General features: G+C 60.4%; 28 protein-coding genes. 8 read left to right on the top strand and 20 right to left on the bottom strand.

Annotated elements, in window-relative coordinates; genetic code table 11:
* The first annotated feature begins 10 nt into the window (after positions 1-10).
* The 3 genes from G9X67_RS17100 to G9X67_RS17090 all read left to right on the top strand — a co-directional run bounded on the left by G9X67_RS17100 (position 11) and on the right by G9X67_RS17090 (position 3,175).
* Positions 11-874 (top strand): FkbM family methyltransferase, encoded by an 864-nt coding sequence (locus tag G9X67_RS17100; RefSeq protein ID WP_024322753.1) that lies wholly within the window; start codon positions 11-13, stop codon positions 872-874.
* Between the two features lie 312 nt (positions 875-1,186).
* The gene (locus G9X67_RS17095; RefSeq protein WP_171599275.1) at positions 1,187-2,194 is read left to right on the top strand and encodes a fatty acid desaturase family protein; all 1,008 of its coding nucleotides are present in this window, start codon (positions 1,187-1,189) and stop codon (positions 2,192-2,194) included.
* Positions 2,195-2,212: 18 nt separating this feature from the next.
* Positions 2,213-3,175, top strand: coding sequence for a class I SAM-dependent methyltransferase (locus G9X67_RS17090; RefSeq protein ID WP_171599274.1), 963 nt, complete (start codon positions 2,213-2,215; stop codon positions 3,173-3,175).
* 13 nt (positions 3,176-3,188) lie between these two features.
* On the opposite strand, the gene G9X67_RS17085 is transcribed toward G9X67_RS17090, so the two are convergent.
* From G9X67_RS17085 to G9X67_RS17015, 15 genes are all read right to left on the bottom strand, one after another.
* Positions 3,189-3,827, bottom strand: coding sequence for a hypothetical protein (locus G9X67_RS17085; RefSeq protein ID WP_138328652.1), 639 nt, complete (start codon positions 3,825-3,827; stop codon positions 3,189-3,191).
* A 269-nt stretch (positions 3,828-4,096) separates the two neighbouring features.
* Positions 4,097-4,411, bottom strand: a complete 315-nt coding sequence (locus G9X67_RS17080; protein WP_171599273.1) for a hypothetical protein — start codon at positions 4,409-4,411, stop codon at positions 4,097-4,099.
* Entirely contained in the window at positions 4,411-5,415 is a 1,005-nt protein-coding gene (locus tag G9X67_RS17075) for a tail fiber domain-containing protein (RefSeq protein ID WP_138387836.1), read from the bottom strand. Before G9X67_RS17075 ends, G9X67_RS17080 begins: the two co-directional genes overlap by 1 nt.
* Positions 5,381-5,797: a GNAT family protein gene (locus G9X67_RS17070; protein WP_171599272.1), complete on the bottom strand. Its 417-nt coding sequence runs from the start codon at positions 5,795-5,797 to the stop codon at positions 5,381-5,383. The genes G9X67_RS17075 and G9X67_RS17070 overlap by 35 nt, the downstream gene beginning before the upstream one ends.
* A complete protein-coding gene (locus tag G9X67_RS17065; protein ID WP_171599271.1) occupies positions 5,794-7,617 on the bottom strand; it encodes a hypothetical protein in 1,824 nt (607 codons plus the stop codon). Before G9X67_RS17065 ends, G9X67_RS17070 begins: the two co-directional genes overlap by 4 nt.
* Positions 7,614-8,321: a hypothetical protein gene (locus tag G9X67_RS17060; RefSeq protein ID WP_171599270.1), complete on the bottom strand. Its 708-nt coding sequence runs from the start codon at positions 8,319-8,321 to the stop codon at positions 7,614-7,616. The genes G9X67_RS17065 and G9X67_RS17060 overlap by 4 nt, the downstream gene beginning before the upstream one ends.
* A 16-nt stretch (positions 8,322-8,337) precedes the next feature.
* Complete coding sequence (locus G9X67_RS17055) at positions 8,338-8,910, bottom strand: hypothetical protein (protein WP_138388029.1); 573 nt, start codon at positions 8,908-8,910, stop codon at positions 8,338-8,340.
* A 337-nt stretch (positions 8,911-9,247) separates the two neighbouring features.
* Positions 9,248-10,033 (bottom strand): hypothetical protein, encoded by a 786-nt coding sequence (locus G9X67_RS17050; RefSeq protein ID WP_171599269.1) that lies wholly within the window; start codon positions 10,031-10,033, stop codon positions 9,248-9,250.
* Positions 10,034-10,055: 22 nt separating this feature from the next.
* Positions 10,056-11,030: a phage major capsid protein gene (locus G9X67_RS17045; RefSeq protein ID WP_018068848.1), complete on the bottom strand. Its 975-nt coding sequence runs from the start codon at positions 11,028-11,030 to the stop codon at positions 10,056-10,058.
* A gap of 15 nt (positions 11,031-11,045) precedes the next feature.
* A complete protein-coding gene (locus G9X67_RS17040; protein WP_171599268.1) occupies positions 11,046-12,119 on the bottom strand; it encodes a hypothetical protein in 1,074 nt (357 codons plus the stop codon).
* A 62-nt stretch (positions 12,120-12,181) separates the two neighbouring features.
* On the bottom strand, positions 12,182-12,493 hold the full coding sequence (locus G9X67_RS17035; RefSeq protein ID WP_171599267.1) for a hypothetical protein: 312 nt from the start codon (positions 12,491-12,493) through the stop codon (positions 12,182-12,184).
* Between the two features lie 13 nt (positions 12,494-12,506).
* On the bottom strand, positions 12,507-14,639 hold the full coding sequence (locus tag G9X67_RS17030) for a hypothetical protein (RefSeq protein WP_171599266.1): 2,133 nt from the start codon (positions 14,637-14,639) through the stop codon (positions 12,507-12,509).
* On the bottom strand, positions 14,639-16,210 hold the full coding sequence (locus G9X67_RS17025; RefSeq protein WP_171599265.1) for a terminase: 1,572 nt from the start codon (positions 16,208-16,210) through the stop codon (positions 14,639-14,641). The genes G9X67_RS17030 and G9X67_RS17025 overlap by 1 nt, the downstream gene beginning before the upstream one ends.
* Complete coding sequence (locus G9X67_RS17020; protein WP_171599264.1) at positions 16,176-16,649, bottom strand: terminase small subunit protein; 474 nt, start codon at positions 16,647-16,649, stop codon at positions 16,176-16,178. The genes G9X67_RS17025 and G9X67_RS17020 overlap by 35 nt, the downstream gene beginning before the upstream one ends.
* 22 nt (positions 16,650-16,671) lie before the next feature.
* The gene (locus tag G9X67_RS17015; RefSeq protein WP_171599263.1) at positions 16,672-16,908 is read right to left on the bottom strand and encodes a hypothetical protein; all 237 of its coding nucleotides are present in this window, start codon (positions 16,906-16,908) and stop codon (positions 16,672-16,674) included.
* A gap of 988 nt (positions 16,909-17,896) precedes the next feature.
* Here G9X67_RS17015 and G9X67_RS17010 point away from each other — a divergent pair.
* Both G9X67_RS17010 and G9X67_RS17005 read left to right on the top strand, forming a co-directional pair.
* The gene (locus G9X67_RS17010) at positions 17,897-18,931 is read left to right on the top strand and encodes a nitronate monooxygenase (RefSeq protein ID WP_171599262.1); all 1,035 of its coding nucleotides are present in this window, start codon (positions 17,897-17,899) and stop codon (positions 18,929-18,931) included.
* Between the two features lie 197 nt (positions 18,932-19,128).
* The gene (locus G9X67_RS17005; protein ID WP_171599261.1) at positions 19,129-20,010 is read left to right on the top strand and encodes a dienelactone hydrolase family protein; all 882 of its coding nucleotides are present in this window, start codon (positions 19,129-19,131) and stop codon (positions 20,008-20,010) included.
* A gap of 317 nt (positions 20,011-20,327) precedes the next feature.
* Here G9X67_RS17005 and G9X67_RS17000 read toward each other — a convergent pair whose 3' ends face one another.
* A complete protein-coding gene (locus tag G9X67_RS17000) occupies positions 20,328-20,783 on the bottom strand; it encodes a hypothetical protein (RefSeq protein WP_171599499.1) in 456 nt (151 codons plus the stop codon).
* A gap of 406 nt (positions 20,784-21,189) precedes the next feature.
* On the opposite strand from G9X67_RS17000, the gene G9X67_RS16995 reads away from it, so the two are divergent.
* A complete protein-coding gene (locus G9X67_RS16995; protein WP_138328668.1) occupies positions 21,190-22,524 on the top strand; it encodes a TadE/TadG family type IV pilus assembly protein in 1,335 nt (444 codons plus the stop codon).
* Between the two features lie 83 nt (positions 22,525-22,607).
* Here the strand turns inward: G9X67_RS16995 and G9X67_RS16990 are convergent, their stop codons facing one another.
* Genes G9X67_RS16990 through G9X67_RS16980 form a run of 3 tightly spaced genes read right to left on the bottom strand, consistent with a single transcriptional unit; the run spans position 22,608 to position 23,961 of the window.
* Positions 22,608-23,081: a nucleoside deaminase gene (locus tag G9X67_RS16990; protein ID WP_171599260.1), complete on the bottom strand. Its 474-nt coding sequence runs from the start codon at positions 23,079-23,081 to the stop codon at positions 22,608-22,610.
* Between the two features lie 14 nt (positions 23,082-23,095).
* Positions 23,096-23,515 (bottom strand): nuclear transport factor 2 family protein, encoded by a 420-nt coding sequence (locus G9X67_RS16985; protein WP_138387850.1) that lies wholly within the window; start codon positions 23,513-23,515, stop codon positions 23,096-23,098.
* Positions 23,512-23,961, bottom strand: a complete 450-nt coding sequence (locus tag G9X67_RS16980) for a VOC family protein (protein WP_171599259.1) — start codon at positions 23,959-23,961, stop codon at positions 23,512-23,514. Before G9X67_RS16980 ends, G9X67_RS16985 begins: the two co-directional genes overlap by 4 nt.
* A 51-nt stretch (positions 23,962-24,012) precedes the next feature.
* On the opposite strand from G9X67_RS16980, the gene G9X67_RS16975 reads away from it, so the two are divergent.
* Entirely contained in the window at positions 24,013-24,615 is a 603-nt protein-coding gene (locus G9X67_RS16975; protein WP_138328671.1) for a TetR/AcrR family transcriptional regulator, read from the top strand.
* 22 nt (positions 24,616-24,637) lie between these two features.
* On the opposite strand, the gene G9X67_RS16970 is transcribed toward G9X67_RS16975, so the two are convergent.
* Positions 24,638-25,576, bottom strand: a complete 939-nt coding sequence (locus G9X67_RS16970; RefSeq protein WP_171599258.1) for an AraC family transcriptional regulator — start codon at positions 25,574-25,576, stop codon at positions 24,638-24,640.
* 79 nt (positions 25,577-25,655) lie between these two features.
* Here G9X67_RS16970 and G9X67_RS16965 point away from each other — a divergent pair, with 79 nt between their 5' ends.
* The gene (locus G9X67_RS16965; protein ID WP_171599257.1) at positions 25,656-26,483 is read left to right on the top strand and encodes an oxidoreductase; all 828 of its coding nucleotides are present in this window, start codon (positions 25,656-25,658) and stop codon (positions 26,481-26,483) included.
* Positions 26,484-26,485: the final 2 nt, after the last annotated feature.

Raw genomic sequence — 26,485 nt, 5'->3', positions numbered from 1 at the left:
CGTGCGGACGATGTTATCCACCAGCAACAAAATCCTGATCGCTCGTTACCTATCCAGGGCCGTCTTGTTCGTCCGCGGTTGCGTTGGCTTGCCTGCAACGATCGTAGCGCAGCGCCGTGGAATAAACTGGTCGCTGGACTTGAGGGACGGCGTCGATTTCGCGATCTACCTCCTGGGCGGGTTCGAGGTGCGAACGCTCGACAGATATAGAGAGCTGATAAGGGACGGAGATATAGTCCTCGATATCGGCGCCAATGTCGGTTCTCACACCTTGCCTTTGGCTCAGTTGGTGGGCGGAAAGGGCAAGGTGATCTCCTTCGAGCCCACGGCTCACGCATTTTCGAAACAGAAGACAAATATCTCGCTCAACCCGACGCTCGCCCAACGAATTGACCCTCACCAGATGATGCTGATGGCAAGTGCGTCCGAAACAATGCCCGAAGCGGTCTATTCGAGCTGGCCGCTTGAAGTCGCAGACGATTTGCATAGCGAACATCATGGTCGTTTGATGTCGACGCAGGGCGCGCGGCTCGGTACCCTGGACGAAACTCTGCGGGGTCTTGGGGTCGACAAAGTTGATTTCATAAAACTTGACGTTGATGGCAATGAGCTCGAGGTTCTGCTCGGGGCGACGGCAACTCTTGAAAGATCCAAGCCGCGCATAATGCTTGAATTAGCGCCGTATGTTTATGCCGAGAATCCCGGAGACTTCGATCGGTTGCTGAAGCTTCTCTGGGACGGTGGCTACCAAATTGGAGACGTGGCGTCCGGTAGAAAACTGCCGGAAGACGCCAGCAAAGTACGCGCGATGATCGCTGATGGTGGTGGTATGAACGTGATGGCTTTCGATAAGAGTCAAAAGGATTCTAGGTAATATGTCTCAGCTGCCAGTTGCTGCCATGCGTCCTTTCCTTAAGGTGGCCGTGGCTTTTAGTGCAGGATTTTTCCTCTCGGCAGGAGACAGGCGATACGCAACGCGCTAACCCGTTTCTACTTGGTTGCCATCTCAATTGTGGTGTATTAATCCGGCGCCGGACACCGCAAGCAAGCGATACAGCCGACGGGGTTCTTGGAGAAGCTCTTTGTCGCGCCGTTTCATCGTAAGACTAAGCAGTTTCGATATCGGCCTTTGGGCTGGCGCTTGCAGATGCGGTTAAATCTTCAATATCTGAGAATTGGTCACTGAATGGATGCGCAGTTCAATGAATGCATGAAGGTAGCAAGAAAGCTTGTCGACCCGAGTTTCCTTGAATCGTTGAAACAGCCTCAACCGCGCGCGATCATCGTGGCGACCGCGATGATCTGGCTTCAGATAGTTGTCTCCTGGTCGATCGCACTCCTCGGCCCGTGGTGGCTCCTATGGCTGCCATTCCTGATCAACTGCGCAGTAACGCAGGGCATGTTGCTCTGGGTTCACGAGGCATCGCATTTCCATCTCTACTCGGACCGCCGTAAAAACGATATTTGGTGCGACATGTTCTTTGCTGCGCCTGTCGGGATGTCGGTTGCCGCGTATCGATTGCGCCACATGAGTCACCATGCACATCTAGGTACAGAGAAGGATGCGGATGGCTATCCCTATCGCGAGCCGATCAAGGGCTTTCGGGCGCTCGCCTGGGTCATGGTCAAGGCTTTGAGCGGGGGTATGGGAGTGTGGCTGGCGGCAGACAAATATGGTGGTTCGGCCCGAAAGCAGGCATCGGGGAACTCGCTGTCGCCTTCCTGGTTGGCGCCGATGGTGACTATCGTCTTCAACGGCTTGCTGTTTGCGCTCTGCATTGTGACAGGCCGCTGGTATCTCTACATTCTGCTATGGGGCTATCCCATCGCGGCGGTAGCAATCGCCCTGAATATCGTGCGCACCATTGCGGAGCATCAGCCTGAGGACTATCCACTTTATAAGGACGGAGGGGAGCAGGCCATGATGCCGCTGGCTCGGACAACAGCCCCTAATTGGTTTGAAAAATGGCTTATGTACCAAGCAAATTTCAACTATCACATCGAACATCACCTATTCCCCGCCATTCCGCAGCATAATCTTGCAAAACTTCATAGGCACCTCTTCGAACGGGGGTTCTATGAGCATTTTCCGAGGTGCCTGCAGCGCAGCGGTTTTGCAAAATTCATCCGACTCTCGAGAAATCGTAAGAACGATGATTTCTCGGATTCGGTTCAAGATGCATTGGCTCTCTAAGGTGTTGCACGGGACAAAATGAATTCTCAAGTGACAAACCAGATAAGATCAACGTCTACGATATGCTCCGGTTGTGGCGGTGAGGGCTGTACTGTTGTCGCTGCCGGGCAGGACTACATATATCACGGCACTGAAGACACCTTCAGATACGTCCGATGCGATGGTTGCGGTCATTTCTATCTCAATCCGAGGCCCGACATCAGCCAGCTGTCTTTGATGTATCCGGCCAACTACGGCACCTTCTCGAACAGATTTCAGGGCCGGGCAAATCTTCTTGGTAGAATAAAGACCATCGTCAATCGAAAGCGCCTGAAGGGTGTTGTCGAGCATCTTCCTTCGGGGGGAAGGGTGCTCGATGTGGGATGCGGCAACGGCGAACTTTTGATCGCACTTCGTCAAGCGCGTCCCGATCTTGAACTTTTCGGTCTGGATTGGCACTTCCCGGCTGAAACGCGCAACAGCCTGGAAAGCCAGGGAATAGGTCTAATCGAAGCGCCGCTTGAGGCTGCGGAACTGCCGGCACAACCCTTTGATTTCATCATCATGCTCCAGCTTATAGAGCATCTTTGGGAGCCGGAGGAGAGCTTGCGACGCCTCGTCCGTGCCTTGGCGAAGGATGGCCGGCTGTTGATCGAAACGCCTAATACTGACGGCTGGGACAGGCGGCTCTTCGCGGGCGGTGCGTGGGGCGGATATTATTTCCCGCGCCACTTGAACCTTTACAGTTTTGAGCGATTGGCTGAACTCCTGCGCAGAGTGGGGTTGGCCGTTGAATCTCAACGCAATCTTCCCGCTCCATTGATCTGGATTTACTCCCTCCAAGGAGCTGTGCAGGCGCGTTTCGGCTGGAAGAGCTCCTTGACGAAGATTTTCGGCGTCAAAAATATACCTTTGATTGCTGCCTTTGCTTTTCTTGATATCGCCGCCATCGCGATGAGGTTTACAACGTCAAACCAACAGGCAATATCGAGGAAGGTATAGTCGGCGATATCTGTTACCAACCGCCACCACCGCCGTTTCGACCGCGTACTCTAAGAAGCGCGCGTGTAAGAGCAGCCTTCGCGCCGGCTCTACGACCACTTTCCGGAGCGGCTTCGGCCGGCATCATACGGCGCCCCTTTAAAGTATCCATAGCGAGTCCTTTCAAAGCCTCTTCGCTAGCGCCACGGAAGGCCTGCTCGGCTCGGTTGCTGAAACCACCTTCCCCGTTTCCGAAACCTTCAACAGCACCGAGCCCGATGTCGGTCATCCTCCCTGGCGGCAACTTAAAAGCTAGGTCAGAGGCCAAACCTCCGGCGCGCTGCAGCGTTTCGGAGACATAGGGATGCTGTTCGTCGAAGGCTCTGTCCATCCCGCGCTGATTAGCGAGTGCGTTGTCATACCGCTCTCCAAACGTTTCGCCCGGCAGCGGCGGAAACAAAAAATCAGGCAGCAGTGGATCAGCATAGGGCGCCAGCAATGCAGCTGTCCCAGCGTCCATTTCGTCGAGATAAGGGCCGACGACAGTGCCACGGCTGAAGGCGCGTAATGCATTGTTAACCGAGAGGTCGCCGGAGTGCCCCGCATAAGGGTCATTTCTAAGCTCGGCAACTTTTCTCGGTGGTACAACCGGTGTTCTATTAAAGTCTGACATTACGACTCCTGTGGATGGTGGTTGGGATCGACATGGCTTCCGAACAGCAGCTTGGAGATCTGCCTCAGCTTTAGGACGGGTCGGAGCGGACCGCCGGCTTCTTCAGCGCTTGCAGAATTGCATCGCCATCGCGCGCTGCCGCGGTGGGACATTCGCGTTGGCAATGGCCTTCAGAAGCGGCTAGCCTCGGTCCGCTCATCGGATTTGGGGTTGAAGATGGCTGCTGAACCGCGAGTGGGATGCTGGCGCCCCAAGACGGCAACGAAGGCTCATGAGTTGTCAGGGAACACTGCGCTTGCCGCCGAGATCGACGGCAGGAAGCCGGGAAACTTCGCCGGCGGAGTTGAAGGCGCGCCCATCGGCCCGGCGGGAGTCTCGGCCCTCCCCGCCCGCTGCTCCTCATTCTGCTGCCTGATATCCAGCCCGCCCATCAGCGCCTGCGCAAGCCGCGCCGCGCCCTGCCATGGCGATTGGACCGGGCTCGTATCCATGCCCTGCTGCAACATCGCGTAGGCCAGCCGATTGCGCTGGTCGCTGACCTCGCCCTGTGTCTTGCCTGTATCGCCGCCGAAGATATATGCCATCAGCCCACCGCCCTTCCGTAATCGACGCGGTCGAAACCGTCTGCGTGTTCGAACACCGCGTCCGGATGCATCGTGCGCACATCGTCGGACATCAGGCCGATCTGGGTCGGGCCGCCCTCCTTGTACCGGAAGGCATAGACCGCCAGGCCGTTATCCAGCGTGCCGACGCGTTTGATGTTTTCCTTCAGCCGACGGTCGGATTTCGCCCAGCCGCCGAGCAGCGAGCCGCCAAGACCAAACAGACCGCCCATTGCGGCGTTCGACTGGGCGAGCTGCTGGTTGTAGAGACCCATCTTCTGATTGAAATTCTCGTTGATCAGCCCAGCCTGATCCACAGTCGGCAGTTGCGTCGTCGGCGTGTTGACATAGCTCGGCTGGTGGACCTGCGAGCCCGACATCAGTGCCGAAATCTCGTTCAGCGGCTGGTTTCGTTCGGTCAGGATCGAGTTCTGGGCATTCGAATACATGTCGCCGAGATACTGGTCGGATGCGGCCTGCTTGCGCGTCGAAAAATCGCTCAGCGCATTGTCATAGGCGGCCGAGCCCATCGAGATGCCCTTGTCGGCAAGGCTCTGATCGAGGCTCGCCTGATCGCGGTCCCACTGGTTGTTGAAGCCGGACCGCCAATGATCGTTGACATATTTGTCGACATTGCCGGCGCTGAGATCGACATTGGTGCCGAGCACGCCCGAAATCTTGCCGGTCTGGTCGTTGGCGAGCTTGGCAAGGCCGAGCTGCGTCTGCTGCGTCTGGTCGTAGATCGCCTGGTTCCCGGGCGAATAGGTCTGATAGGCCGAATAGGTGGGCAGCCGATAGGTCTTACCGTTCTGGTCGGTCATCGTCTGGTAGCCGCTGACCTTGTATTCCAGCGAACCATCCGGCGTGTATTGGTTGGTGTGGCTGAGGCCAGCATTGGCAATGGCGGTGTCGACGTTGGTGGCCGTCTGCGCCGCTGCGGTCTGTGTCGGATCAGGCGCCTTTGGGGCCTTCGGCGTGGAGACCATAGGGAAAATCCTCTTTCATGATTGCGTAAAGCAGCGCGTCGCAGTCGCCGAAATAGGCCTGCTGGCAACCTTCCAGGCGTGCACCGAGTCTTGCCAGAACCTTCTGGGATTCGGCATTGTCGGCGCGGGTCCTTGCGGTTGCGCGGCGGCAGCCGAGCTGATGCACGACATAGCGAAAGACCGATCGCATCAGCGTCAGTGTCAGCCGATCGGCGGCAAGCGAAACTTCGACGTCATGCTCGGTCCAGACGTTGAAGACGAAGCCGGCGATGATCCGGCCGCGGTCGATATGGGCAAGCGTCGTGTAAGGCGGGTGAAAGGTGACCCCGATCCTGTTGCCGACCCAGGCCGCGATCTGCTCGCGCGGTTCGGAGACGATCAAATCGGCGCGCCCTTTTCGTAAAGCACCGAGCCGCCGACCACGGCCGCTTCCGAGACGGAGCCGGACGAGCCCGAGATCAGCGCCCGGATCGTCGGCGCCAAGGCCGAACCGGCGCCGCCGGCGGAGGCGAATTTGCGGACAAGCGAAATGCCCGGAAATTTCGACACGCCCCAGACCGCCGTTCCCCACTTCGCCGCCGTATTGTTCTCGATCGACGACAAAAGCGCGTTGGGAATCTTGGTCTGATAGTCCACCGAGATCCCGGCATACATCAGCGTGGAAACCCCGATCTGCGCCGTCACCCCGATCAGCTTCGAGAGCTTGGTCGAGAGCCCGTCGCCATAGCGGCTCCAGGCGCCGACCATCAGCGCGTCGATCGCCATGCCATTGTCGTTGGCGCCGACCTCGGCCTCATAAACCGTGCCGTCGCCCGCGCCGAAGAACAACCGGTCCTGCCAGGTCGCCCAGCAGGAGGCCGGCATGCCGACGAAGCGGCACCAGGCCCCAGTTTCGGTGTTCATCACATATTGATAGGGACCGAAGGAGGACGGCAGATTGACGATCGCCATCTGCCTGGCCGGGAAGCTCGAAAGCTGCCACTCCTCAGAGGTCGTGCCGGTCGCCGCAACGGTCTCGCGCCAGGTCGGGCCGATCTTGGCGGTGATCGCGCCGAGACTGGTCGCACCCCGGTCGAGCTGCACGGCCTTGGTGATCGGCACGATGCCGTCGGTGGTCATGATCGCCAGATCGGCGCCGACCGACAGCAGGCATCGATCGGTGCCGAGCGGCCGGCCGAGCTTGAAGGTGCCGATCAGGCCCCAATTGGAAGCACTCGAGGGATCGGAACCCTGGAAAACGATCACCTCGCCTTCCGAGGAGATCAGCACCAGGCACTGCTGCAGGCCTGTCGAAACAGGGATGGTCCAGACGTTGATCGCAATCAGCGTGCCGCCATATTTCATGTTGCCGCCGACCGGCAGAACCGTCGCCGTGCCGCTGACGGCATCGGTGGCGAGATACCAGACATTGGTCGAATTCTTCTCGATGAACCAGAGACGCGAACGATAGGCGGTGACGGCGATCAGCAGCGAGGCGTCCGGAATACCCGTAATCATCGTCGAAGGAACGTAAGCTGTGGCGACCGCGCCCGTCTCAAGCTGCGCATTGGTGACCGTTCCCGAGACGGTGACGACAAGCGTGCCGGCCGCCGGCGTGAAGGTGAGCGTCACCCGGTTGGCGACGCCCGTGCCGTTCAGCGTGCCGGTGAAGGCGCCGGAAAGGGTGACCGAGCCGGTGCCGAAGAAGCTCAGCGTATAGGGCGTGTTCCTGACGGCGACGTTCTGGGTGGCGAGCGTTGCCGTGCCCACCAGAAAATTATTCGTCCAGGTGGTACCGTTGAAGAGCAGCGGCGTGTCGAGGCCGTTGACGAGGCGCAAAAACTCCTGGCCGGCCGGGTTGGTATATTGCTGCACCGACCAGTGGGCGCTGGCCATGCCGGAGACGACGGGCGCACCGGCGGCGCCACCCGCCGTGACGTCGAAGATCTTGTCTCCGGCGGCGGCAAACAGCCTGTTGCCGACGCCCGAATAGGCAATGACCGTCTGCACATCGGCGCCAAGCCCGGTGGCGAAAGCGAGGAAGCCATAGCGGGCGCGCACCCGGTTTGCTTCGGGAAAGAAATTGTCGAGCTGAAACGCCGCATCGGCGGGCATATCCGCCATCTCGACATCGGTTCGCCAGCCGCCGATCGGCGCGATCCAGTCTTTGCCTGGTGAAACGCGGCCGGTGCGCCCATTTTGAGGGACAGGTCTGCGGGTCATGGGTTGGACACCGTGATCGTGCCGGGCCAATAATTCTCAGGCGCCTGCCCCCTGCCCGGCAGCGAGAGGTCGACGGGCGCTGCGGCGCGATCGGCGCCGATCGCGGCTTCCTTGGATCGCTCGAAACTGGCGATCTCCTCGCCATAATCGAGGCCCTTGGCCCGCTTCCAGCGCCAGATCAGCGAAAGTTCGAGAAGGTCTTCGGGAAAACGGGCCGTATCGGTATCGTTCGCCCAATTGGCGGCATAGGTCGCCTCGCCGTTCAGCGCCACCCAGAAGCCGGAAATATACTCGTAAGCCATCGTCTCGCCTGCAGCGTTCGGGTGGATGTCGAGCCTGCCGCCGGCCATGCGCCAGATCTGCGGCACCGGGTTCGAATTGATGATCCTGTTGCGCTGCCAGGTCTGCGGCTCCACCGGGCCATTCAGCTGCCAGAGGCGCGAGGCATTCCAGATCTTCGAATTGGCGGCGAAACGGTCCCAGTCAGCGGGCGGCTCGGCCGGTTCCGGGTTGGCGCCCGTCGTTGTGAATTGCCGCTGCACCATCAGCGTCGACCAGTCATGCTCGCGCATCAGGTCGCGGCCGGCTCGGGTGGAGAGGATGCGCAGCTGCATGATCTGCGGATCCGCCGAGGACATGACAGCCGTCGGCGGATCGAGGTCGATTTCCGCGCAGACATTCTGAATGATGGTCAAGAGCGACATGCGCGGGATCTCCGGTTCAGGCGGCGACGCGGCCGCGGGATTTGGCCCCGCCTTGACGTTCGTTTTCGAGAGTCTCGAAGCGGGAAGCCATCTCCCTCATCTGCTCCTGCAGGCGGGTGACCTCGCCCTTCAGCCGCTCGTTTTCGGCGGCAAAGGCCGAGGCAGCACTCGAATTCTCGGCGGTGGCCAGATAGGCCCGGGCGGCGGCGACGAGCTCGTTCGCCCCCATGCCGATCTTCTGCTTGACGGTGTCGGAGAGGGCGGCGAGCTGCTCGACGGTATAGATGTTGACCGCTTCCAGCTCCTTGATCTGGCTGGGCTTGAGATAGGGCCATTGCGCCAGCGGCGTGCCGGTCAGCTGCTCGCGGGCGGCAGCGCCTTCCTTGAAACGCTTATAGGCATCGGAAAAGCGCTGTTTGTCATTGTCGGTCACCTCGCGATAGACTTCGGTGTGCTTGTCGCCGGAGATGAAGATGCGAACGAATTCCTTGTCGGCGAAAATCGGCCGGCCCTCCTTCTCCGTCAGAAAGGTCTGTTCGACCGGTTCGAGGCTGAAAGAGGCATAAATTCCGGTGTTGCTGTCGGGCATGGTGTTGTCTCGCTGTTGATGGCGGGGAAATGGGAACGGGCGTCGAAGCGCCTCGGGCGTGATTGGTGACAAACAATACTCGGCGTCGTCATCGACGCAGGAGATCGCCGACTGCCCCTCATCCGGCTGCCCCCACCTTCTCCCCGCAGGCGGGGAGAAGGGGATATGCCGCGCCGGCTTCGTCAATCTCGACGTTGCGTTTGGCACGTCCCCTCTCCCCGTTTTTACGGGGAGAGGGTTAGGGTGAGGGGCAGCCATCGGCACGAACTGGATGAGGGGCAGGCCGCGTATGGAGAGGTCGACGAAACGGGCGCCAAAGCGCCCGTCGATGCTGGGTTTAGTTCACCTTCGACAGGAACGGACGCATCAGCGTCGCCTCGAGCACACCCGTCGCGGTGATGGTGATGCCCGAGCCGTTGGCGGTGGCATTGGCCGAGAGGGTGATGCTCTGGACGACGCCGCTCGGGTTGTAGGCGATGCCCGAGATGGTCGTGCCGCCGGCAATCCCGGTGCCGGCAACGGCCGCCCCGATGAACGGACCGGAACCGGCATTCAGACCGGAAAGGCTCGTCAGCAGGTTGGAACCGTTGACGGTAGTTGCCGTGAACGTCTGGTTGGCCGCCGCGAAGTTGACGTTGGCGATGGCCTTGGTCGTTGCCGTGGCGGATGCCGGGGCGCTTGCCTGGCCCGCCGTGGTCGTGGTTTCGGCAACGACGAGGGCCGCCGTTGCGGTTGCGACCAATGCCGGCGCCTGGCCATTGCGCTGCAGCCAGACGTAATAGGTGCCCGGTGCAAGCGTGATGGCACCGACCGGCCCGCCGGTCAGCGTCGGAGGCTGGGCAGCACCCGAAAAGACGCCGCAGCGCTGGCCGACGACGGCAGCCGCCGTGGTCAGCAGCGAGGCGACATAATCCCTGGTCCACTGGAACCACTGGCCGGGCTGAAGGGTCGTCTGCGAGGCCAGCACCAGCTGGCAATAGACCCATTCGGATTCGCGGTCTCCGCCGGCGACGGCGCCGAGGGAGAAGTTCGGGCCCGGAATACCGGAGCCGGAAACGATCGGGCCTTCGACGACGAACGGGTTCGCGCCAAGACGATCGGACTGGATTGAAGCGACCGACATTTGCTTTTCCTTTCGTTGACGATCAGGCGAACAACACGCCCTGCAGGAAGGCGTTGTTCATGGTGAGGTTGCCGGCGAAGCCCATGAGCTGCACGAAGGCATCCTGGTTGGTGTTCATGCGCTCGTCGCCGATCGGGGCCATGTCGCGGTCGCGGTGCGGGCGGTAGAACAGGTATTTGGTGTTCAGGAAGAACATCTGGTTGAGCGGCGCACCGCCGCCGAAGCCGCCGTCGAAGATCACGTCGGCGCCCATGTACTGCAGCGACTGGAAGCCGGCCATGCCCTTGTCCGCCGAGGTGATGCGCTGGATTGCCTGCAGCGATTCCCAGTAGAGGCGGAAGAAGTTGTTGTCGGCGACAACCAGATCAGGCGCGTCGGAACCGCGAACGCAGGACATGTAGAGCCGGTTCATGTAGCTCTGGATGTTGGCATTCGAGGCAGCCGCACCGCCATCGGCCGAGGCCGAGAATTTCTGGTTGCGCCAGAAACCCCAGGTGGCGCGCGAAATGCCGCCGACGGTGCCCGAGGTCGGCGAGGTCGAGACCAACAGCTGCAACCCGCCGATCTGACGCCCGCCATCGGCGGTGCCATCGGAATAGCAGTCGAGGGCGATGTTGTTCTTCAGCGTCGTTTCGGCATTCTCGATGCGCTGCTCGAGCAGATCGAGGATCGCATCCTCGCCGGAGTTCTGCAGCTGTTCGAGGCCGGACATCGAGACGGCGACCGCGGCCTGCTTGAGATCGTATTCGGCAGCGGTGATGACGTCCGAGGGCTGCACATTCAGGATATCGTAGCCGGAATAGCGCTTGAAGGTGCTGTTTTCCTGGTACTGCAGTTCCTGGACGATGGTGCGGCCGCCGGAGATGGGCTTCTTGCGGCCACGGCTGTTCAGACGGGTGAGAAGACCGTTGTTCTTCGTCACGTCGTCGGCGACCGTGCCGCTGCGGTTACGCAGCGTCGTGGTCACGATTTCAGAGAGGTTGGGCGAGATGGGCATTGATCATTCCTTTGATCAGACTTGACCGCGCGAAAAGCGCATGGCGTCGCGCAGCGAGTCTCGGATGGAGGTGGGCTGGCCTCTTGCCGCATCGCGGGTCGGCCCCGGCGCGGAAGATCCAGAGATGGATCGCGAGGCGCGGCGGGCTTGATCTGCCGCTGCTGCCCTCTGGGCTTGCTGTTCTCGGACGGGTGCCTGCGCAGTCTGGCTGATCAACTGCCGGCGAATGTCCGGGCGCATCCAGCATGCGGCATCGTAGGCGTCCTGAAGCGATGATGCCCGCCCTGCGTTGATAAGGGCGATCATGTCATCAAGCACGTCATCGGCGTGCGCGTTTGCCGGGTCGGAAAGGAAGGCATCGACTTGAGTTTCGGTGTCCCTTTTCCGCAGAACATGTTCGACCGTCGCCTCGACATTGACGTGTCGCGGCTGCGGTCCTCCTTGCTGTGGTCCGGCCTGCTGCGAACTCCGCTGCAGGACGTGATCCATCTGGCCATTGACCAGGGCGTGAAGATTGACCCCGGCCATCCTGGCGACGTGAACGACGGTGTTGACGGGATCGTGGATGAGCGCCTTTTCCCAGTCGATCGCCCGGCGCATGACATCGGCATGCGTCATGCCGGCCTGGCGGATGAGCGGCGTGAACTCCTCGAGCCCCTTGTAATCCTGCAGGACGCGGAAGCCGTTATCGACCTCCTGTTCCCGCTTGGTAATGGCCGCCTGCACCTCCCCGGGAAGGCTTGCAAATTGCGCCTTGGCTTCCGCCGACCAGCCGGGCGGAACCCGGCTGCCGATGGCTGCGGGCTGTTCACGGGTCTGCATCTGGTTCTGTGCTTGGGGCGTCTGTTGAGCGGCGTTTGCCGCGGGCGCCTGGCCTGCCCTCGCCGCTGTGGCCGCTTGCTCCTGCCCCTTGGCGAGGAAGCGGCCGTTTTCCCCGTCGCGCGGTTGGCCGGTGATATCGCCCGGTCCATTGCCTTCGACGGTGTCGATCGCCGCCTTCAGGCTGTCGCGGATGCTGACCGGCTGCTCGTCGAACGCGCAAAAATCTTCGCTGCCGTTGCCGGCCTCGTTCAGGTCTTCCATGTCCATGTGGGAAACTTCCTTTGTCGGGGATTGATGCCCGTAAAAACAAAAGGTTAGAGCGGTTGGCTCTAGGCGTTGTATTCGGCGTGAACTCGCCGCAATTCGTTTCGGATCGCCTTTCGATCCGTCTTCGGCGTCTCGATAGGCTGCGGCTTTTCGTTGCCGATCTCGACTACGCCGGCCGCCCGGTAGGCGGAGCGCAGCTTGGCTTTCGAGGTGTAATGTCGGCCGTCATGCATCGACTGGATATCGATGCTGTCGCTGATGAAATGCGGCGCCGGCAGATCCGACTGCGCGAGGTTTTGCGCCGGCATGCAGTTGTGCGGCCACTTGTCGAGTTGGTGCCAGCCGCCGCAGACGCGGCAATAGCGTTCTCTCATGCTTTCGCTCCGTTCACTGATAGGCGGGCTGCTGCGCCTGGAACTGCTGCAAGGCCTGCGCCGCCGCCTCGCCGCGCGCCTGCTCGACCACGGCGCGATGCTCGATCTCGGCTTGCGCCACACCAAGCTCGGCTTTGCGCTGTTCCGCACCCGCTTTCACTTCAGCCGTTTTCAGCTTGATCATCTGCTCGGCCGGTGGCTCCGGCGGCGGTTTTGGCGCGGTGGCGGCCTCGGAGAGCTGGGCGCCGACCTGCTCCAGCGTGCTTTCCAGCTGGCGGCCGGCCCTGAAGCCGCGGGCGGCAAAGAGCAGCGTCTCGACCATCACGGGCACCAGCATCGGGTTCTGCTGCGCCATGGCGCCGACCTGCTGCAGGAAGCCGCCGATCATCTGCACGAATTCCATGCGGCGCTGCTTTTCGGCGTCTTCGTCGGGCTCGATCGTCGAATCCGTTTCGATGTCGATCTGGAAGCCGCGAATGCTGTCATTGCGGAGCAACTGCACGACCTCGTCGATCGTCGGCTGCTGCATCATCTGCTCAAGTTGCGGCGGCATCTGCGGCGGCGGCGGTGCGGGCTGGCCCGTCTGCTCTGCACGCATTGCCCCCTGCTGTGCCGCCATCTGCATCTGCTGCATCTGCATTTGGACCTGCTGCTTTTCGGCCATGGTGGGAAGCTTGATGCCGCTGACCAGCATCAGCGTTTCCGGCTGAAACTGGTCGCAGATGATTTCACCAGCGAGCCGGATGATATCGCGGGCGAAACGGGCAAGCTCGGATTGGCGGTCGCGGATGCGGATTGAGCCCCATTGGCTCTTGATGCGCTGCGCCGTCGCCGTCTCCGACGCCTGGGTATCGCCGCGGACGATGTCGGAGATGCCGGTGATCTGGTAGACGTCCTCGATCAGTTGCTTGCGGGCCTGGATGCAGGCAATGATGACCTTCTGCACCTCGTCGATCGGCAGCGTTACGATGGCTTTCGAGCCGCCCTTGTCGGTGAAAGCAGCCCATTCCGGGATCGGCACCATGACCGTGTCGTTTTCCGGCCGCATCGCCTTCTCGATCGCCGGCGAGATCGCGCCGTCGCCGGAGGGATAAAACACTTTCAGGCGCAGCTGATCGGTCAGCTTGTTGACGCGCTTCGTTAACAGATCGATCTCGTCGCATTGCTGCTGATAATAGACATAGTCGGGAACCGGGATGAGCGAGCTCGTCGACATCGTGCCATAGGCCGGGCGCGGGCAAGGCCAGAAATGCGTCAGATCGAGCGGCGGTTCCGACACTTCGAGCGCCACCGGCGCGCCGTCGGCGATCCACAGCGTATAGTTTTCGCTCTTGCACCAGATCTCCCAGACATGGGTCTTGCCCTCGTTCTCGGCGCGCTCCGTCTGATTGGTGCCCTTGTTGCTGCCGGCACCTTGCGCCTGGAGCGATGTCATGGCGTCAGGGCCGAACCGTTTCTCCAACTCCTCGTCGGTCATCGGCACGCGGCGTGCGACCCATGTCACATCCTTCCAGCGGCGGGCCGGCGAATGCAGGAAATCCGACCAGTGGACATAATCGATGCATACACGCTCGTCGCTGATCGCCTCGGGGGGCGCTCCGCCATCCTCGCTCATGCCGCCGGGCAAACCCGCGGGCAAGCCAGTGGGGAGACCCTCGGGTAAGCCACCATTCGCCGGCGCGTCGGAAGGTTGGACGCCCATGTCTATCGGCTCGAAATCGGCTTCGTAGCGCAGCCACACCGTGCCGCGGGCGCAGAGCAGGAAATCATCGCGCACCGCCCGCATGATGGAATCGATATCGGCTTCGTCGCCCATATAGGCGAGGTTGCGTTCGACGAGCTCGGAGGCCATGCGCGCCACCGGCTGGGCGTCCTTGAAGCGGCGCTCGACGACGGGCTGCGGCACCCGGGCATAGACGGCCGGCTGCAGCACCGAAGTGTTGGCCCAAAGCATCGGAAACCGGCGCTTGGCCGCATTCGTCTGGTCGGACTGCTGGTCGAGATAGATCTTCTCGATCTTGACGCAGCGGTCATGCCAGGATTTGAAATAGCGCTGGGCGCGCTCGAGCTCCTGCTGCCAACGGGCGCCGACCTTTGCCAGGTCCCATTGCTGCCCGCCCTCCAAAGCCGTTGTTTCGTCTTCCATCAAACACGCTCGCTATATGCAGGGGTGGAGTCGGCAAATTCGTTGAAGGTCATCGTCTGGAAGGTCGGAAGGCTCTTCACTTGCGACTTCAGCGGTTCCGGCGCCAATCCGGTGAAGATGATCGCCAGACCGCCGAAAGCGTCGGCACCGTGCGAGGCCCAGTTGTGCAGGGGCTCGTCGCGGAAGACGCTCAAATCCTCGTCCCAATCCTTGCGGTAATTCCTCAGGCATTTGATGCCCTGGATGCAGCCGGCCTGATCGAACTCGATCTTTGCCAGAATGCGCCTGGTGCCGTTGATGCGGTCATGGACATAAGCGCGCTCGATCTTGCGGACGGTGCCGAGATCGCGGGCCTTGACCTCTCTCAGCATGACTTCGATGCGGGTCATGCCGCCGCGTGTCCATTCCCTGACCTTGATGTCGTGCGGCATGTTGTGCACGCCGTAGACATAGCCATGTTCTTCGGCGCGCCGCTCCAGCTCGTCGAGCATGCCGTCCATGCCGGTGCCGGTATGCTCGAAATAACCGATCATCCGCACACGGCCGGGCAGCACCTGAAACAGCCAGACGCTGTTGGTATCATCCATGCCGATGTCGGAAATGGTATGGACGGGATAACCTTCGACATGCGGGAAAACCCCAATGCGCTCTTCGGCATCGGCCACCGCCATCTGATCGGCGTAATAGGCGCCCTCGACGCTCGCTTCGAACGCTTCGGCCGGTGTCGAGGGATATTCGCGCTTCATGTCGCCGAGCTGGGTTTCGGCCTTCTTGACGTACCAGGCCTTCTGCCGGTCCGTCAGCGCGATGCCCTGGTCGGCCAGATTGCGGAAATACTTTGCGAAAGCATCGGTGATGATGACGCCTTGAGGCGCGATCGCATATTGCGGCTCCTTCCACCAGGGGAAGAAATGGAACTTGAAATCCAGTTCGGTCAGTTTCGCCGCCTGGCGCTGCTTGACCTGGCCATCTTCGCAGAGCGTGTAGAAATGCCCTTCCTGGCCTTCCGCCGTGCTTTCGACGAAGACCAGCTGGCCGGCCTGCACGGTATTCAAAGCTCCGGTGCGGACTTCCCTCGCCTTGTCGGGATATTTCGCGCAAAGCTTCCCATATTCGGAGATATGCAGATATTGCAGCGTTCCCGAGCGCAGCGAGGTGCCGACACGAATGCTCGAATTGTTGCCAAGCAGCAGTTCGGTCTGGTTGGCTCTGACGACAGGCACGGCGTTGCGGATACCATCCGGCAGATTGTCATAGGGGTACTTGATCTTATCCCGGAAGATCGTCTGCACGTCGCCCAGCGTATGGGCGATGGTGCCGGCGCGGATATCCCGGTTGAAGACGCAGGCATCGAGCATGAAGATCTGAATGAAGGTCGTGAGACCCAGCTGGCGGGCTTTCAGCAGCACATTGAGGTAATGCATCTGCTCGAAAAAGGTCATCTGCGTCCAGTTCATCTCGAACCTGACGCGTTTGCCCGATTTGTCGGTGATCCAATAAAGGTTGTTCAGACGCCAGCGCCAGTCGGAAAACTGGTCAATTGCCGTTTGGAAGTCCGCGCGTCTTGCCATTGATATCTTCCAGCAACTGCGAAACCTCGCCATTGACGACGCCATGGTCGGGCTCGACCTTGGAACCGTATTTCTTCGGCCTCAGCTTCTCGGCGACCCATTGCCTGGTGGCGATGCGGAGCTGCGACCGCCTTATGGCTTCGCCATTCTCCTGCCAGCCCGTGGTCTCGCCGGCGGCGTTCTTCTTTTCGATCCAGTCGTCTGCGCGGTCATCGGCAATCTCGACCATCTCGTCGACAAAACCATCCGCCTGAATCTCGCGCGCCAGGGCGTATTTGGCCCGAAAACCGGCCTTGTCGCCATCGGCGAGCCAGGACAGCACACTCGACATCGCCGGCATCTCTTCATCCCGGCAGATCGACCGCAAGCTTTCCCTGTTGGCGATGCGCTCGCAAATCCTGTCGGCAATCGCCTGGGTGAACTTCGTCGGTCTGCCCATATGGCCCGCCTTCTGGAGGGTTCTAGAACAGTGCGACGATATTGGAGGCCGTAGTCCCGGTCAGCGCCACAATGGCAGCGTGAACCGGCAGGATCATCCCGGCCGGCACGTTTCTGAAGATGACAGGATCCATGTCCCGGCGCGGCGCAATGGCAACATCGCCCGCCGTGCCGATATAAAGCGCGCGCGCACCGACGATGGCAGTATCGTTCGGAGTCACCACTGCCGCCCGCGAGGCCGGAGCAATCGAAGGGTCCATTACAGTTCTCCTTGTGAGAGGCGAGCGCTACCCGGCCCGATCCCAATGTGATCGAAGATGAGAGGTCAGGCGGAAGAAGATGGGGGATCAATGATGATCTGGGGAAGCTGGCCGGACGGTGGCAGACACACCGATCGGAGGGCGGCGCCGACTTGGTCGACATCACCGTCTGGATTCAAATTTCGCAGCTTGGATTTACGGTAGTCTTAACTGATTTGCCGGGGGGTGATCAAGGATTGATTGTAGGTCGCGGGTTGGTCTGGAATCTAGCCTGCCCGACCAAGCGGGCGTCAGAATGCCATCGGCCCTCTGGCGAGTTTGGCAAAACACACGCCCCATCCTCCGTCATCCCAGGCCTTGAGCCTGGGATCCATGCCCGTTGCTGATGGAGGCCGGCGTGGATCCTCGGGTCAAGCCCGAGGAGGACGGAGCAAGGGGTGAGCTTTGTGGCAAACCCGCGATCGTCGCTCAGTGACGCTGGCCGGCTCTCAAGCCTTGGCGAATGGCGCGTACTATCGGAGGGTGCCGCCGACTTGGTCGACATTCCCTCTTGATTCAAATTTCGCAGCCTGGATTTACGGTAGCCATAACGGATGTGCCAGGGGGTGATCAAGGGCCGGTCGGGGTCGTGCGCAGTTCGTGCGCCGGTGGGGAGTTTGGCGGACGCTTCCCCAACCTCCGTCATCCCAGGCCTTGAGCCTGGGATCCATGCCCGCTGCCAATGGAGACCAGCGTGGATCCTCGGGTCAAGCCCTCGTTGGAATCGAACTCGGCAAATTGTGAAGAACGCTTGAGCTGGTTCACTCGCAAGCAGCATGTTAAGTTAGAGCCATTGCATATAGACAGGCCTTCAGCCGCATTCTCCAACGAGCTTATCTAGCGTTCGAAAGGCGTTGCATTCTCCTGTCTTCGCAGATCCTGCGGACAGCCGGGATGACCGCTCTCAGACGCCCAATCAACAAGCGCGTTCAGAAAAGGAAGCACCCTCATGGATGCCGACGGACCAATTACCACTCCGTTTACTCGCTTGCTCGGTATTCGCCACCCAATCGTATCGGCCCCGATGGGGCGTGCCTCTCAACCGGAACTTGCCGCAGCAGTGACCAACGCCGGCGGCCTCGGCGGGCTTGGTTTCAGTTGGGACAGCCCGGAGCGCATCGAAGAGCTCGTTGGTGCCGTGCGGCAGCTTACCAATGACGGTCCCTTCCTCGCCAACTTCGCCCTTGAATGGGATCAGCACCAGCGGATGGATGCCGCGCTTTCGGCCGGCGCTCGGATCATCTCTTTCTTCTGGGGTGACATCGCGCCCTACGTGGATCGAGCAAAAGCCGCAGGTGCGCTGGTCGTCCACACCGTCGGAACTCAGGAAGAGGCGCGTCGATCGATTGATCTCGGTGTGGATATTCTGGTTGCGCAGGGCAATGAGGCCGGCGGGCACGTTTGGAGTCGGCTATCGACGATGGTGCTCGTACCGCTTGTGGCCGATGTCGCCGGCAAGGTGCCTGTTCTCGCCGCTGGTGGAATTGCCGATGGTCGAGGTCTTACAGCGGCCCTCATGCTGGGCGCATCAGGCGTGTGGATCGGCACACGGTTTCTTGCCTCGACTGAAGCGGCCTGCCACGCCGATTACAAGCGCCGCCTCATCGAAGCTGCCGCGAGTGAGACGATCGAGACCACTCTTTTTGACGGGGGCTGGCCGGACGCACCGAGTCGCGTGCTGCGGAACCGCGCAGTCGAAGTATGGGAAGCGGCGGGGCGCCCCAAGTCGGGTTCGAGACCTGGGGAGGGCGACGAGATCGGACGCACACCCGACGGCAAACCCGTACGGCGCTACTCGTTCCCCAGCCTGCTCAGCGGCGGTCAGGGGGATATCGACGACTTCGCCATTTACGCTGGCGAGTCCGTCGGACTGGTGCGTGAGATTCTACCGGCGTCTGCCATTGTCAGAGCCTTGGTCGAGGATGCGGCAGAGATCATGGCGCAGCGATCCGGGCATCGCAGTGGCCACTCGACAAAGAGCTGAAAGGCTGGAGTTCCTGTCGGAGGTGGCGGCTACGAACAAATCTCGCAGCCTGAATTTACGGTAGTCATAATGGATGTGCCAGGGGGTGATCAAGGGCTTTTGATCGCAGGTCATGCGCCGGTTTAAAGTCGACTCAACCCGGCCCAATCGGCGGCAGAACGCCTCGCCGCTTTGCGAGCCTTCAGGTCCGGCGTACAATGCGCAGGCTGTTGGTCAAACGGTGGAGAAGTTCAGTGAAAAACACGAGACTTTTTCTTTGCCTCGTCGCTTTTCTCAGCGTCACCTTCGCTGGAAACCCGGCTGATGCCGACGAACTGGTTCACTTCGAAAGCGCGCCCGTAAAGCTAAGCCCATTTCGAATAAGCAAGGCTAGAGAACAGGGAGAAATTCTTTCTCAACCGCAAGGTACACCACTGCTCGGATATCTATCCCGCCCCCGGGGTGATGGTCCCTTCCCGGCGGTTGTCGTCCTGCATGGATGCGAGGGTATGCGTCTGAGCGTCAAAGACCTTTGGCCAAAACGACTGGTCTCATGGGGCTACGTCGTGCTCGTCGTCGATAGCTTCACCACCCGCAACGTCAAGGACACCTGTCAAAGCCATCTCCCCGATCGCGTCTTCGACGCCTATGGCGCTTTGAATTTTTTATCGAAACAAAGCTTTGTCGATATCAGGCGCGTTGCCTTGATGGGCTTTTCAACCGGCGGCACGGCGACGCTGGAGGGAACAAAAATCGAAGGCAACGAACAGCTGATGGACCACAAATTCCAGGCAGCGGTTGCCTACTATCCCCGCTGCGCGGCAACTCAGGGCGATGCGACGGTGCCGATCCTGATTTTGACTGGCGAACGAGACAATTGGAGCCCGGCCGACCGATGCCGGAAGAGGCTTGCCAATCTGAGTGACGATAGCCCGCCCATCGAGCTCAATATCTACAAGGGTACTTACCACGATTTCGATGCGCCGGAGTTTAAGGTGGGAAGGAAGGTGTTGGGTCACATCGAAAAATACAATCCGGACGCCGCCGAAAAGTCCATCCGCAGCGTTCGCATATTTCTTCGAAACTACCTCTCGAACTAAAGTCCGAGCTCGGAGCGCGCCGCTGGCAATTTGACAAAACCGCGCCCCGCCCTCCGTCATCCCAGGCCTCGAGCCTGGGATCCATGCTCGCCGCTGATGGAGACCCGCGTGGTCCTCGGGTCAAGCCCGAGGAAGACGGAGCAAGGGGTGAGCTCTTCGGCAAATACAGCAACGTGCGGCGAAATAAGAGCGTAATTGCGCACTTCCTGATCGCGACGCGCCATCCGCTGCGCCGGAAGGGAATTCGCCGGCAACGCCCCATTTTCCGTCATTCCAGGCCTTGAGCCTGGAATCCATGCCCGCCGCCCGCAGAGGCACTACCGCGAGAGCATCGCCTTCAGTCGCTGTTGCAAGACAAGAGGTTCGCTGGACATTCGAACCAGACCGAGCGCATGGCGCATGGCCGGCGTGAAGGGCAGCCAATGTTGCAGACGATCCAGCAACTCTTCCGACATCATGTCTTCGAGCGGGCCGACGCCCAATTGACCGAGAGCTTTTTCGTGGCGAGGCAATTGGGCTTGCTCGATAATAGCGAGCACTCGCTTCAAGACGATCTCGCTCGGATCATGCAGCAAAAGTGTCGTCCAATACCATTCGTCGGGATCTGCGAGATAGGCCTCTATATAGGCATCAGCGGTAAGCGGTGACTTTCCAACCGCCATCATATCCGGCAGCCACGTCAGATCCGATTCGAGCGCGCTCCGGGTGAACGCGTCGACCGCTGGAGTATCGGCGGTGTGTTTTCCCGGGCGCGGTTTGCTACGGTTTTTCATGGTCACCTTTGCGCCTTCCCATTTCGACGACACTCCGCATCAGCATATAGGGATGTCCGCAACTCAACTCCGTTATCCCTGGCTACTCGACACACACCATCCGCTGCGCCGGCGGCAAGTTTGGCAGCAACTGGCTGCCCGCGGCTGATAGAGGTCGACGTGGATCCTCGGGTCAAGCCTCAGGAAGACGGAGGGTGGAGTCCGATAGCGTCGTCCGCCGAGCATGTCTCTGGCAGAGATCGCCGCCGGCTATCTCATCATTGCGACCGCGAATTCTTCAGCGATTTAGTTAGAACACAACCATACGTATTTGCCTTTGGTTTAAGTTCCGCTGTTATTGATCGCGATTATGGCAATTTTCTTGTGGCGCAACCATTAATACGGATACCGGGAAGGCAGCCTTTGTATGTTGCATCGTTTCATCGTTGACCGATCCGGCAACTTCGGAATCATGACGGCGCTGCTCGTCGTCCCGCTGTTCGGTGCGGCGGGTACAGCCATTGATTTTGGCAGCGCCCTGTCGCTTCGCACCGAACTCTATGCCGCTGCGGACGCGGCGGCGGTCGGATCCATTACGCCGGCTTCGGAAGCAGCAAAGCAAGCAAACACGATGTCCGGCGATGGGGCGCTGACGCTCGGAAAATCCGAAGCCCAGAAGATTTTCTTTTCACAGACGTCAAAAAAACAGGACGTGCCCGTTAACGTCGACATCAGCGTTCAGAAAAAGGGCGGTGTTCTCAGCTCCACCGTATCCTTTAGCGCGACGATGCCCACGACCTTCATGCAGGTGATGGGATTTCATCAGATCACCGTTTCCGGGACGGCAACAGCCCAGTATGAGACGCCGTCCTACATGGATTTCTTCATGCTGTTGGATAACACGCCATCGATGGGCGTTGGGGCCACCGCTGCTGACATAACCGCCATGAAAAATGCGACAGCTAACGGCCACGATGGCGGCAAAGATAAAAACTGCGCATTCGCATGCCACATCGTTTCTGAAAAGGGCGTAGAGGATAAGAAAAGCTACTACAATGTCGCTCGCAAAAACGGCGTGACCATTCGTATCGACGTGGTCGCAGCGGCCGTCAAAGCCTTGATGGCAAAGGCAAAGGACACGCAGTCCATGGCAAGCCAATTCCGGGTCGCTGCCTATACGTTCGGCAAGACGGCCCAGGACGCCAAAGCCGCGAAGCTCTTTAAGGTCTCCGACCTCGACTATGATCTTGGCGCCGTAGCAGTCGCGACGGACATGATAAATCTTATGAGCATTCCTTTTCAGAACTACTACAACGACCAGCAGACGAGTTTTGACGAAGCGTTGAAAGGCATCGAAAGCGAAATCAAGGGCGCCATCGGTAAGGGCACCAGCAATGCCGATCGCCAGAAGATCGTATTTTTCGTCGCTGACGGTGTTGGGGATAGCTATAAGCCGACCGGCTGCACCAGCCCGAAAGGGGCAAACGGTGGACGATGCATCGAACCGATCGACACGAGCTATTGCAAGAAGCTCAAGGATCGCGGCATCAAAGTCGCCGTCCTTTATACGACCTATCTGCCCTTGCCCGACAACGGCTTTTATAATGACTGGGTAAAGCCTTTCGAGACCAAAATCGCCGCGAAAATGGAAGAATGCGCAACCCCCGGCTTCTATTTCGCGGTCAGTCCCACCGAAGGTATTGAAGAGGCCATGGAGGCCTTGTTCCTGAAGATCGTCAGCGCACCTCGGATAACCAGCTAGGCCCGGGACCTATTGATGTGAGCCGATGCGAGGATTGAAAGTGTTAGAGCGTCCTTTGTGCGTCCGAAAGGACGCGCGGCGCTCTAAGCCTTGCCCAGATGCTTCGGCCAGAATTCCTGATGAACTTTGGCGGCTTCTTCTTCGAGGTTCGTCGGGCCAACCACAGTGACGATGCGCGCGCCGGTTTGCAACACCGCCCGGCTCGGCACGTTCAACCCGATCCCGGCGATCTCGCCAAGCCGCGTTTCGGAGCAGGCAAACACCATGCGCCCGATGCCCGACCAGTAAATCGCCCCAGAGCACATCGCGCACGGCTCCGTGCTGGTGTAAAGCGTGCAGCCGGCGAGAAAAGCAGTGTCGTAGTGCTGCGCCGCCAGTTTGACCAGGTTCATCTCGGCGTGGTTGGTCATATCGTGGCCGGTGAAGACGCTGTTTTCGGCGCGCAGGATGACTTCGCCGTCCTTCACCAGCACCGAGCCAAACGGTTCGTCGCCGTTTTCGACCGCGGATTTCGAGAGTGCAATCGCCTCGCGTAAAAACGGCTCGTGGTTTTCCATCAGAGTCCCCTCAGCTAGAGCGGGATGATCTTGTCTTGAATCGGAGCGATTTCCAAGGGGCTGCAAACAGGGGTGAGGTGGGTCAGTACGCACCACCACCTGTTACCCTCCCGGTGATAGACGTCGGTGATCCATTCGTCGGCTGATATCGGTTCGCCACGGAACATCCCCGTGTTCTGCCCGCGACCGGTAACCGTGGCGACATTGCCGAGCAGATGGACGTGATGCGTCGTCTTGGTCATCGTGTCGTGGCTCAGGACACCGGATCCGATCGCCGAAAGAATAGCCTGCGCAGGGATTGGGCCACGCTCAGGCGTCACCAGCACCCAATCGTCCGTGATGCAGGCGGCGATCTGGGCGGGATCGTTGGAAACCATCGCCGCGTTGAAGGCGCGCTCAGCCGCCTCGAGCGCTTCAAGGGCTGCGGCACTCACGCCGACATATCCTCGTTCCAGCGGCGTTGCATCTCCTCAGCCGTGACCTGCTCGATGGTTTGCGACAACATCCAGCGATGACCGAAGGGATCAAGCACCTGCGCCACCCGCTCGCCAAAACTCTGGTCGGTCGCCGGGCGCAACATCGTCGCCCCAGCCGACAGCGCCTGCGCCAGTGCTTCATCGGTCGACACCGTGTCCATGTGGAAAGTTACCGGTGAGCCTCCGATGGTATCGGGAGACAAGGCGCCGAAGTCCGGATATTCGTCTGCCAGCATCATCAGCGTCTCTCCGAAACGCAGCTCGGCATGGCCGATCCGCCCGTCCGAAGGATCGGTCATGCGGAAGACTTCCGTGGCGCCGAAAGCCTCCTTGTAGAAATCGATGGCCCGTGCCGCATTCTTGACGATGAAGTAGGCGCTCACTTTTCGGGCAAAACTCGGCATGGATGATCCTCCTTGACTGGGTTCTTTATTAACGTTACGTATCGTAAAGATATGAGTCAAGAGAATAACGCAACACCGAAGAAACGAGGGCGGCCGCCAAGCGCTGCCGCGCAGAGGCGTGCCTTGGAGGCCGCCCATGAGATCCTGATGGCCGAAGGTTTTGGCCGCATGACGATCGAAGCCGTGGCGGCGCGGTCCGGTGTCGGCAAGCCGACGATCTACCGCTCCTGGGCCAACGCGCAGGAACTGGCGATGGCCGCTCTTCTGGTCAACCGGCTACCGGAAGCGGAGGTTGGAGGGGCCACGGCGCAGGCGGCTCTCGGCGCGCAAATGAGCGGGCTGGTGACCGCCTTTGCGAGCACGCGCGGGCGGCAGATCACGATGGCACTTGCGGCCGCCGACCCGGAAAGCGAATTTACCAAGGCCTTCCGCAATCAGGTGATCCTGTCGAGCCGCAACGCGGGTCGTGTCATCCTGGAAGAGGCTCTGGCTCGAGGAGAGATCGTTGCGCCGCTGGATATGGAGGCGCTGCTCGACATGATCTACGGTCCGGTCTTCTTCCGGCTGCTGGTCGGCCATCGCCCGGTCTCGCCGGAGTTCGGCGATGCGATCGTCAGGACTGCGTTGCGGGCCGTTGCACCGTCGGGCGCGTGACGCAGGCGGCCGACCAGGCGACCTAGCCGTGATCGTCACCCAGTTCGCCAAGGTGGCGCTGGACCCACTTGATCTCTTCCGACGCGGTGCGCCCGAAATGCCGTTTGAAATCGCGGCTGAACTGCGCAGGGCTTGCGTAGCCGACGGAAGCCGCGATCTCGGCGATCGTTCTCGTCTGGCGGGCGATCATCAATCTTGCTTCGTGAAGGCGCATCGCCTTGACGTATTGCATCGGACTGCTGCCGGTCAGACCCTTGAAATGGACATGGTAGGACGGAACGCTCATGCCGACGTCTCTTGCCAGATCGGTGACCGCGACCTCCAGGCCATAGTTTTCTCGCAACCAGGCCAGGCTCTGGATGATCTTTCCGGATCTGCCTTTCTGCTGGAGGGCGGCGATCATCGCGCCGCCTTGCGGACCGACCAGGACGCGGTAGTGCAGTTCGCGCAAAATGCCGGCGCCAAGCACATCCGTCTCAATGGTGCTGCGTAGCGCCGTCAGCAGGCGCAGCAGGACATCCTCGATATCAGCAGACATCCTGCTCGACACGAGACTTCTCGCCTCGTCGCCTGGCAGTTCGGCATGCTTTTCCACTTGCAGTGCGATCTCGGCTGCCATCTGCATGTCGAACTCGACATAGACCGCAAGCAATGGCCGCTCGGGACTGGCCGTCGACGTCATCCGGAATGGGACGGGCAGCGACACCGCCAGATAATGCTCCTCATCATAGAGGAAGACTTCGCCTTCGAGGATGCCTTGCTTGCTGCCCTGCAAGACGAAAACCGCGCCCGGCTTATAGAGGACCGGGATGTCGTGGAGCACAGCTTCCGTGCGCAAGATGCGGACGGAATTAAGCCCGGTCGGATTGTATCCGTGACGGGGGGCGAGACGTCCGGCCAACGCGACCATCTCCCCTCGCCTGGATAGGCAGCGATCGCCTTGCAGAGGATTTGGCAACATATTCAGAGAATCCGCCATCGAAGCACGGGCTTCTTCATACTATTTGTCAAATCCCATCCTCAATCAAGGAATATCGCTGATGTCACGAAAGACCTTCTTCATCACCGGATCGAATTCCGGTTTCGGGCTCGCCATCGCGTCTGCGGCTCTTCAGGCGGGCCACAGGGTGATTGGCACCGTGCGCTCGCAAACGTCGCGCACAGCGCTCGCCAAAACCCTGCCTGGCCTGCGACCGGTCGTCTGCGACGTCACCGAGTTCGACCGGATCGATGATGTCGTCCGGCAGGTGGAGGACGAGCATGGGCCCGTCGACGTGCTGATCAACAATGCCGGTTACGGCCACGAGGGCGTGCTCGAGGAGTCGCCGATCGAAGAGATGCGGCGGCAGTTCGACGTCAACGTCTTCGGCGCCGTTGCCGTTGCCAAGGCATTTCTGCCTGGGTTTCGCGCCCGACGCCGCGGCTTCATCGTCAACGTCACCTCGATGGGCGGCATGATCACCATGCCCGGCATCGCCTATTACTGCGGCAGCAAATTTGCGCTGCAAGGCATATCGGAGGTGATGCGCGCGGAAATGGCTCCGTTCGGGGTGCATGTGACGACCCTTTGCCCCGGCTCCTTCCGGACAGACTGGGCCGGGCGATCGATGGTCCGCACGGAGCGGTCGATCGCCGATTATGATGGGCTTTTCGACCCGATCCGCGAGGCGCGACAGGCCGTCAGCGGCAAGCAGCTCGGCGATCCCGCCAAACTGGCAGCAGCGGTTCTGAAGCTCATCGAATCCGATAATCCACCGCCGCAGCTGCTGCTCGGCAGCGACGCCCTCAAGCATGTTTCGGAGAGGATCGGTCGGCTGCAGCAGGAGATCGAGGCTTGGAAATCCGTCACCGTCTCGACCGACGGCTGACG

The sequence above is a fragment of the Rhizobium sp. WYCCWR 11152 genome (assembly GCF_013087615.1).
GTDB classification, from domain to species: domain Bacteria; phylum Pseudomonadota; class Alphaproteobacteria; order Rhizobiales; family Rhizobiaceae; genus Rhizobium; species Rhizobium indicum.
The sequence above is the reverse complement of the archived record's forward strand: the minus strand, read 5'-3'. Positions and strand labels throughout refer to the sequence as shown.